Below are 9,122 nucleotides of genomic sequence, written 5' to 3'. Positions count from 1 at the left end.
GGGCAGCTCCTGGTTAGAGTCCCTGTTCGGTGGGGGCGTAACGTGTGCTGAGCGGGGTACAGGGCATACGCGGCGTGGCGGGGGCGCGTGCGCCGCGGGGGGAACGGGCCGGGCAGGAGACGTGGCGCTGGTTCCGGCTGAGGTCGTGACGCGCGGGCTGCGCGGCGCTCGCCGCGCAGCCCGCGCGTCACGACCTCACGCGGGAGCAGTTCTACTTCGTCCTGCCGGACCGTTTCGCCAACGGCGACGCGTCCAACGACAGGGGCGGTCTGACCGGCACCCGGCTCAGCACCGGCTACGACCCCACCGACAAGGGCTTCTACCAGGGCGGCGACCTCAAGGGCCTCACCCAGCGGCTCGACTACATCAAGGGCCTCGGCACCACCGCGATATGGATGGCGCCGATCTTCAAGAACCGGCCCGTGCAGGGGACGGGGGATCAGGCCTCGGCCGGCTACCACGGTTACTGGATCACCGACTTCACCCAGGTCGACCCGCACTTCGGCAGCAACGCCGACCTCAAGGCGCTGATATCCAAGGCCCACGCCAAGGGCATGAAGGTCTTCTTCGACGTCATCACCAACCACACCGCCGACGTCGTCGACTACGACGAGAAGTCCTACGGCTACCTCTCCAAGGGCGCGTTCCCGTACCTGACGAAGGACGGTGTGCCCTTCGACGACGCCGACTACGCGAAGGGCGGCAAGGGCTTCCCCGCCGTCGACCGCGACTCCTTCCCCCGCACCCCCGTCGTCACCGCGAACAGCAAGGTCCCGGCCTGGCTGAACGACCCGACGATGTACCACAACCGGGGCGACTCCACCTTCGCCGGCGAGAGCTCCGACCAGGGCGACTTCTCCGGTCTGGACGACCTGTGGACCGAGCGGCCCGAGGTCGTGGAGGGTATGGAGGAGATCTACGGGAAGTGGGTCCGCGACTTCGCCGTCGACGGCTTCCGCATCGACACCGTCAAGCACGTCGACCTGCCGTTCTGGACCCAGTGGGCCACGGTGCTGGACGCCTACGCGGCCAAGCACGGCCGCAAGGACTTCTTCATGTTCGGCGAGGTCTACTCCGCCGACACCGCCATCACGTCCCCGTACGTCACGCAGGGCCGCCTCGACTCGACGCTCGACTTCCCCTTCCAGGACGCCGCCCGCCAGTACGCCTCCCAGGGCGGCTCCGCGGCGAAGCTGGGCGGGGTCTTCGGTGACGACTACCGGTACACGACCGACAAGGCCAACGCGTACGAGCAGGTCACCTTCCTCGGCAACCACGACATGGGCCGCATCGGCACGTTCCTGAAGCAGGACAACCCGAAGGCCGACGACGCCGAACTCGTGCGGCGGGACCGGCTCGCCAACGAGCTGATGTTCCTCTCGCGCGGCAACCCGGTCGTCTACTACGGCGACGAGCAGGGCTTCACCGGCGCCGGCGGCGACAAGGACGCCCGCCAGACGATGTTCGCGTCCAAGGTCGCCGACTACCTCGACGACGACCAGCTGGGCACCGACCGTACCCACGCGAGCGACGCCTACGACACCGGCTCACCCCTCTACCAGGCGATCGCGAAGCTGGCCGCGCTCCGCAAGGCCCACCCGGCGCTCGCCGACGGTGTCCAGACCGAGCGCCACGTCGCCGACGGCGCCGGGATCTACGCCTTCTCCCGCACCGACGCGAAGACCCGCACCGAGTACCTCGTCGCCGTCAACAACGCGACCGAAGCGCGGACCGCCGACGTCCCCACGGGCTCCGCGAACACCGCCTTCACCGCCCTCTACGGCACCCAGGGCTCCGTCACCAGCGGCGCCGACCGGAAGATCGGCGTGACCGTCCCGGCGCTGTCCACCGTGGTCTACAAGGCGGGCAAGCCGCTCGGCGCCCCCGCCGCCCGGCCGTCCCTCACGCTGAAGGCCCCCGCCGCGGGTGCCACCGGCACCGTCGAGCTCTCCGCCGACGTCGACGGCGGGCAGCTCAACCGCGTGGTCTTCGCCGCGCAGACCGGCAACGGCCCGTGGAAGGTCCTCGGCTCCGCGGACCACGCGCCGTACAAGGTCACCCAGACGGTCGGTGACGACGTGACGCCCGGCACCGCGCTGCGGTACAAGGCCGTCGTGATCGATTCCGCAGGCCGCACCGCGAGCGCCACCGCCGGGACCACCAGCGGCACCCCGGTTCCGCCGCAGACCCCGGTGGCGAGCAGTCGCGACTACGCGATCGTCCACTACAAGCGGGCCGACAACAATTACACCGACTGGCGCCTGTACGCCTGGGGCGACATCGCCGACGGCGAGGGCACCACCTGGCCCGCCGGGCACGACTTCGTCGGCCGCGACGCCTATGGCGCCTTCGCCTATGTGAAGCTCAAGCCGGGCGCCTCCAGCGTCGGTTACCTCGTCATCGACAAGGACGGCACCAAGGACGTCGGCGCCGACCGGTTCATCGACGTCACCAAGAACGGCGAGATCTGGGTCGAGCAGGGCAAGGAGGCCGTCGCCACCCAGGCCCCCTCCGGCACCGAGCCGGGTCAGGACAGGACGAAAGCCGTCCTGCACTACCACCGGGCCGACAACGACTACACCGGCTGGGGCCTGCACACCTGGACCGGCGCCGCGAACCCGACCGACTGGACCGCCCCGTTGCAGCCGGTGCGGACCGACGCCTACGGCGCCGTCTTCGAGGTGCCGCTCGCCGCGGGCGCCACGTCGCTCAGCTACATCCTGCACAAGGGCGACACCAAGGACCTGCCCGCCGACCAGTCGCTCGACCTCGCCACCTACGGACACGAGGTGTGGCTCCTGAACGGCACCGAGAAGTACCTCCTGCCCTCCACGTCCGGCTCCTCCGCCGACCTCGACCTGTCCTCGGCCAAGGCCCAGTGGATCGACGCCGACACCGTCGCGTGGAAGACCGGCGACACCGCCGCCAGTCACCAGCTCGTCTACGCCCCGGACGGCGGCCTGACGATCAAGGACGGTGCACTCTCCGGCGAGGGTCACTGGCTCCGCCTGGACCGGGTCGCGGGTGGCCTGACCGACGCCCAGAAGGCCCGCTTCCCGCACCTGAAGGACTACGCGGCCTTCACGATCGACCCGCGCGACCGCGACCGGGTCCGCACCGCCCTCACCGGCCAGGTCGTCGCCACGCAGCGGCTGGCCAATGGGGCGTTGCTGTCCGCCACCGGCGTCCAGATCCAGGGCGTACTGGACGACCTGTACGCCGCGAAGGCGACCAAGGCCGTCCTCGGCCCGGTCTTCTCCGGCGGCAGGCCCACGCTCTCCGTATGGGCCCCGACCGCCCAGTCCGTCGCCCTGGACCTGGACGGGCGCACCGTCCCGATGCGGCGCGACGGCTCCACCGGCGTGTGGAGCGTGACCGGTGAACGGAGCTGGACCGGCAGGCCGTACCGCTACGCCGTGAAGGTCTGGGCGCCCAGCGTCCAGAAGGTCGTCACCAACACCGTCACCGACCCCTACTCGGTCGCCCTGACCGCCGATTCGAAGCAGAGCCTTGTCGTCGACCTCGACGACAGGGCGCTCGCCCCGGGCGGCTGGTCGCACCTGGCCAAGCCCAAGGCCGTGGGCCTGAACAACGCGCAGATCCAGGAACTGCACATCCGGGACTTCTCCGTCGCGGACGCCACCGTCCCCGCCCGGGACAAGGGCAAGTACACCGCCTTCACCGACACCGGCTCGGCGGGGATGACGCACCTGAAGGCGCTGGCGAAGTCCGGGGTCTCCTACGTCCACCTGCTGCCGGCCTTCGACTTCGCCACCGTCGCGGAGAAGAGCGCCGACCAGGCCACCGTCGACTGCGACCTGGGCGCCTACCCGGCCGACTCCGACCGGCAGCAGGAGTGCGTGGCCGCGGTCGCCGCGAAGGACGCCTACAACTGGGGCTACGACCCCTTCCACTACACCGTCCCCGAGGGCTCCTACGCCACCGACCCGGACGGCACGCGGCGCACCGTCGAGTTCCGGAGGATGGTGCAGGGGCTCAACCAGGCGGGCCTGCGGGTCGTCATGGACGTGGTCTACAACCACACCGCCGCGAGCGGCCAGGACGACAAGTCCGTCCTCGACCGGATCGTGCCCGGCTACTACCAGCGCCTGCTGGACGACGGCACCGTCGCCAACTCCACCTGCTGCTCCAACACCGCCACCGAGAACGCGATGATGGGCAAGCTGGTCGTCGACTCGATCGTCACCTGGGCCAAGGAGTACAAGGTCGACGGCTTCCGCTTCGACCTGATGGGCCACCACCCCAAGGCGAACATCCTCGCCGTCCGCAAGGCGCTGGACGCGCTGACCCCCGCGAAGGACGGCGTCGACGGCAAGAAGATCATCCTCTACGGCGAGGGCTGGAACTTCGGCGAGGTCGCCGACGACGCCCGCTTCGTGCAGGCCACCCAGAAGAACATGGCCGGCACCGGAGTCGCCACCTTCTCCGACCGGGCCCGCGACGCGGTCCGCGGCGGCGGCCCCTTCGACTCCGACCCCGGCGTCCAGGGCTTCGCCTCGGGCCTGTTCAACGAGCCCAACGGCTCCGCCGCCAACGGCAGCGAGGCCGAGCAGCGAGCCCGCCTGCTGCACTACCAGGACCTCATCAAGGTCGGCCTCACCGGCAACCTGAAGTCCTTCTCCTTCACCGACAGCAGCGGCAAGGAGGTCAGCGGCGCCGAGGTCGACTACAACGGCTCACCCGCCGGATACGCGGACGCCCCCGGCGACGCCCTCGCCTACGCCGACGCCCACGACAACGAGGCCCTGTATGACGCGCTCGCCTTCAAGCTGCCCCAGGGCACCTCGCCCGCCGACCGGGCACGCATGCAGGTCGTCGCCGAGGCCGTCCCGGCCCTCTCCCAGGGGCCGGCGCTCTACCAGGCGGGCTCGGACCTGCTGCGCTCCAAGTCCCTGGACCGCAACTCGTACGACTCCGGCGACTGGTTCAACGCCATCCACTGGGACTGCTCCTCGGGCAACGGCTTCGGCCGCGGCCTGCCCCCCAAGGCCGACAACGAGTCCAAGTGGTCCTTCGCGAAGCCGCTGCTGACCGCGGACACGCTCCGGGTCGGCTGCGCGCAGACCACCGCGGCCTCGGCCGCGTACCAGGACCTGCTGCGGATCCGCTCCACCGAGCCGGCCTTCGGGCTGACCACGGCGGCGCAGGTCCAGGAGCAGCTGTCCTTCCCGCTCTCGGGCGAGCAGGAGACCCCCGGCGTCATCACCCTGCAGCTGGGCCGGCTGGTGGTGGTCTTCAACGCGACCCCGAAGGCCCAGGACCAGCGCGTCGGCGCCCTGTCGGGGAAGGGCTACGCCCTCCATCCGGTGCAGGCCGCGGGCTCCGACGCCGTGGTGAAGCGGGCCTCCTACGACGCCACGTCCGGCACCTTCACCGTGCCGGGCCGCACCGTCGCGGTGTTCGTCCGGAAGTAGCGAGCACGTTCCGTGACCGCCCGGTCGGCGGCCCGCTCTCCGCGGGTCCCGGCCGGGCGGTGCTGCGTACGGGCGAAGTGGGTGGCCATCCGGATGAATCGGCGGCGCGTCGGTCCCGGTGGGTGATCCGCCAGGGGTACGTATCCGCGCGGCTCCGGTGACGCACGGTGATTTCCGTCCCGGGAGGCCTCGTTCCCGTCGTCCCTGGAGGACCCTTGAAGCGGCGCCAGCGAATATCGCTTTCCAGCCTTCCCGCCCTGCTCGTCCTGCTCGTCGGCACCCTCCTGGGTGCGGTCGTCCCCGCGCACGCCGACGACTGGGGGCCGGGCGCACAGCTCGCGGCCCACCACGACCGCCCCGGGGCCGGCCCCGGATCGGGCCCCGGCTCCGGTCCTGGTTCCGGTCCTGGTTCCGGTCCTGGTTCCCGCCCCGGCTCCGGCCCCGGAGCCGGCCCGGTCGTGGGCGCTCCCGGGCGCCTTCCCGGTGGCCCGGAGAACCCGCGCATCTGCATCGGTGCCACCTTCACCGACCGCAAGTTCTTCTGCGGTGACCCCCGGCTCGGTCCGCGGCAGTTGCCCACCAAGGGCCTGCTCGGCGCGATGGTGGCCGACTACCGGCGCCTCGACGGGCAGAACGCCAACGGCTTCCTGCGCACCTGGTTCGACTTCACGACGAACAGCTACAAGTTCCCGCCCAACGACGGCTTCCTCCCGGGCGGCCCCGTATCGGTCATCAACCTCGCCGTGGGGCAGAAGATCGACCGCTTCGGCGGCGAGGGCGGACGGTTCCTCGCGCCCGCGGGCTCGCCGTACTCCCAGCGCTCCATCGCACCGTCCAACCTCAACACCTTCGACCCGGGCTACCCCTTCAACTACCACCTGTACAAGGTGGTCAGGCCGTTCGCGGTCTCCGCGGGAGTCGTGGCGCCCTTCTACGGGCAGCCGGGCAACGGGCTCCAGTACGTGCTGCCGATGAACGACAGCGTGCTCAACCACATCAACAACGGCGAACTCATCCGGCTGAACTGACGGGCCCCGACCATGGACCGGCGTGAACTGTGCGAGGCCCTCGCCTCCGCGGGGGTGCCCGGCGGGCTGTACGAGGTCCCCGGCTTCCACGAGTTCGACCTGCGGCCCCCGGACTTCAGGTACCTCCGGCAGGAGGGCGGGACCTGGGTGGTCGGGAACTACGAACGCGGGGTGTACGACCCGCACCGGCGCTTCGACACCGAGGACGCGGCCTGCCGCTACCTCTACGACCGGCTCACCGACCTGGGGCCCGGCCCGGGCCCCGGCTCCGACGAGGAGATGGAGGAGGTGCTCCGCGACCGGGAGGAGATCCGGCGCGCGGCCCATGATGCCTATGAACGGGCCCGGCGCCGGGAGACCTGACCCGGCACCCCCGTGAGCCGCACACCGCGGAGCGGCCCGCCCCCGACCTCCGGGCGGGCCGCTCCGCCGCGTTCCGTGCGCCTACAGCTCCTTCTCCAGCAGGGTCACCGCGTACGGGCTGCCCTTGCCGCTCTGCTTGTGGGGCTGCTCTCCCACGACGGTGTAGCCCGCGCCCTCGTAGTACGCCCGCAGCTGCGGGTTGGCCGCCACGCAGTCCAGCCGCGCGTACGGGCGGCCGGACTCGGCGATGCGGCGCTCCGCCCGGTCGAGCATGGCCCGGCCGGTACCGCGCGGGGCGGTCGTCCGGTCCACCATGAGCCGGTGGACGTAGCCCGCGTCCGGCGGACGCACCCCCCAGGCGTGCTCGTCGTCCCACCACAGCTCCCAGGCGCCGACCACCCGGCCCTCGCGTTCGGTGAGCCAGACCTCGCCCGCCGCCATGCGCGTGCGGAAGTGGCCCTCGTCCATCTCGCCGGGCTTCCACTGGTCGATGCCGTGCTCCTGCATCCAGCGGGCCGCGTCGTCCCGGAGGCGGACGAGGAGGGCGGCGTCGTCGGGCAGTGCGAGGCGGAAGGAGAGGTCGTTCATGCCTCCATTGTCAGGGAACCGTTCCCGGGCCATCGCTCGGCCGGTCCCGCGAGGGCGAGGCCTATCAGGCCCATGCCGACGAGCCCGAGCATGCCCAGCACGTACAGCCAGGCGAAGGCCGAGCCCCAGTCCATGGCACCGGGGTGGGTGAGGACCGCCAGGAGCGAGAAGGCGCCGACCGCGGCGTAGCCGGCCGCGCCCGCGCGCATCCGCTCCGGATCGCCCTCGCGCAGCGCCCACAGCGAGCCGAGGCCGAAGGTGAGCGTCCACACGCCCAGCGCCCGCAGGTCGAGGTCGGTCACCGGCCACGGCCACACGCCGCGCAGCGCGCCGGGCACCGCGAGCATGGCCGCCCCGAGGCCGCAGCCCACCAGCGCCACCCAGGCGACGGGCACCCCGGTGAAGAGGTCGGCCGGCCCGGACCGCGGCGGGTCGCCGCCCGGAGCGCGGGACTGTACGGCCAGCAGGACCAGCCCCACGACCGGCATCACGGCGTGGACGGCGAGGAAGCCCCACGCGCCGAGGAAGCCGCCGATCTCCCCCTCGGTCAGGTGCAGGCGGTCGTGGTGCAGCACGGCGACGCCCAGCATGAGCAGCAGCTGGGCCAGCGAGGTGTACGCCACGATCCGCACGTCCACCCAGCGCCGCAGCCGCAGCCCCACCGCGAACAGGGCCACCCCGGAGGCGTACGCGGCACCGAGGGTGGCCGCGGTCAGCGGGGAGCGGACGGTCCAGGCGAAGTACGCCGCCGTGCCGCCGGCGAACAGCAGCAGGAGCAGCGCCAGGTAGCCGCACGCGAGCATCAGCGGCACGAAGTACAGCGCGCGCAGCGAGGGCCGGACGGCGCGCCCGGGGACGTCCGCGGGAGTGGTCATGGCACGACAGGGTGCCGCATCGCCGCCCGGAACTGAACCCTTCGGCAGGAAGGAGTTACCAAGGGTACGGCCAGGTCCGGGCGGCTCGCGGCGCCGCGTGGGGGGTGGCGCGGCGGTCCGGTCAGTTCACGAAGACGGCAGGGCCGCCGTCCTGGCCGGAGTCGGTGACCGGGGCGTACTTCGCGGTGAAGAACCCGTTGGCGAAGCAGAGCGAGGAGCCGGAGGCCTTGGTGAACTGCTGGGCGGCGAAGGTGATGCTGTTGTCGGTGTTGTCCGCCGTGCCGGTCAGGCTCGCCGCCCGGTAGACGCAGGTGACGCTGCCCAGCAGGGTGCGCAGCACGACCGTGGTCTGGACCGTCGAGCCGTCGGCCGGGGAGACGGTGACGACGCCGTCGGAGGAGACGGCGGAGGTGTACGGCAGGTTGTTGACCGTGATGCTCGTGACGCCCAGCACGCCCACGACGTTGCTGCGGCAGCTCGCGCTCGGGAAGGTGTGCGCGGTGACCGACTCGGTGGCGGTGCCCGGGGCGGCGGGGTTGTCGGTGACGGTCGCGACGAAGGTCGACTCGGAGCACGTCACGCCGCTGGTGCCGGTGGCGCTGGAGTAGAGCGTGGCGCTGGTGCCGGGGGCCGGCGAGGCGCTCAGCACGTCGCCGGCCGCGACGGGGGCGCCGCCCGGGGCTCCGGTGGTGAGCACCGGTGCGTCCGCGGCGGAGGCGGGCGCGGCGGCCTGCAGTAACGAGAGCGCGGCGGCGGTGGCCGTGGCGGCCAGCGCGAGGGCGGGACGAGTGCGCATGCGGGTGCCTCGTTTCGGTGTGGGGGGAGGGTGGGGG

Annotated in this window: 5 protein-coding genes and 1 pseudogene; 3 read left to right on the top strand and 3 right to left on the bottom strand. The window is 71.8% G+C overall.

Annotated elements, in window-relative coordinates:
* Positions 1–161: 161 nt before the first annotated feature.
* The 3 genes and pseudogenes from pulA to PV350_RS40890 all read left to right on the top strand — a co-directional run.
* Positions 162–5,435, top strand: a pseudogene (gene pulA, locus PV350_RS40900) (pullulanase-type alpha-1,6-glucosidase); the annotation flags it as partial.
* A gap of 215 nt (positions 5,436–5,650) precedes the next feature.
* The gene (locus PV350_RS40895) at positions 5,651–6,463 is read left to right on the top strand and encodes a TNT domain-containing protein (RefSeq protein WP_500338476.1); all 813 of its coding nucleotides are present in this window, start codon (positions 5,651–5,653) and stop codon (positions 6,461–6,463) included.
* A 12-nt stretch (positions 6,464–6,475) separates the two neighbouring features.
* Entirely contained in the window at positions 6,476–6,826 is a 351-nt protein-coding gene (locus PV350_RS40890) for a hypothetical protein (RefSeq protein ID WP_500338474.1), read from the top strand.
* 81 nt (positions 6,827–6,907) lie between these two features.
* On the opposite strand, the gene PV350_RS40885 is transcribed toward PV350_RS40890, so the two are convergent.
* The 3 genes from PV350_RS40885 to PV350_RS40875 all read right to left on the bottom strand — a co-directional run bounded on the left by PV350_RS40885 (position 6,908) and on the right by PV350_RS40875 (position 9,085).
* On the bottom strand, positions 6,908–7,414 hold the full coding sequence (locus PV350_RS40885) for a GNAT family N-acetyltransferase (protein WP_499511493.1): 507 nt from the start codon (positions 7,412–7,414) through the stop codon (positions 6,908–6,910).
* Positions 7,411–8,289 carry a hypothetical protein gene (locus PV350_RS40880; protein WP_500338473.1) on the bottom strand — a complete coding sequence of 293 codons (879 nt, stop codon included), beginning with the start codon at positions 8,287–8,289 and terminating at the stop codon, positions 7,411–7,413. Before PV350_RS40880 ends, PV350_RS40885 begins: the two co-directional genes overlap by 4 nt.
* A 121-nt stretch (positions 8,290–8,410) precedes the next feature.
* A complete protein-coding gene (locus tag PV350_RS40875) occupies positions 8,411–9,085 on the bottom strand; it encodes a Tat pathway signal sequence domain protein (RefSeq protein WP_500338471.1) in 675 nt (224 codons plus the stop codon).
* Positions 9,086–9,122: the final 37 nt, after the last annotated feature.

The sequence above is a fragment of the Streptomyces sp. PA03-6a genome (assembly GCF_033792765.1).
Taxonomy (GTDB): domain Bacteria; phylum Actinomycetota; class Actinomycetes; order Streptomycetales; family Streptomycetaceae; genus Actinacidiphila.
This window is presented reverse-complemented; position numbering and strand designations above follow the sequence as displayed.

Bases quoted from the DNA above. Each gene is read 5' to 3' on its own strand.
- PV350_RS40890 (WP_500338474.1), top strand. From the start codon at position 6,476: ATGGACCGGCGTGAACTGTGCGAGGCCCTCGCCTCCGCGGGGGTGCCC.
- PV350_RS40885 (WP_499511493.1), bottom strand. From the start codon at position 7,414: ATGAACGACCTCTCCTTCCGCCTCGCACTGCCCGACGACGCCGCCCTC.
- PV350_RS40880 (WP_500338473.1), bottom strand. From the start codon at position 8,289: ATGACCACTCCCGCGGACGTCCCCGGGCGCGCCGTCCGGCCCTCGCTG.
- PV350_RS40875 (WP_500338471.1), bottom strand. From the start codon at position 9,085: ATGCGCACTCGTCCCGCCCTCGCGCTGGCCGCCACGGCCACCGCCGCC.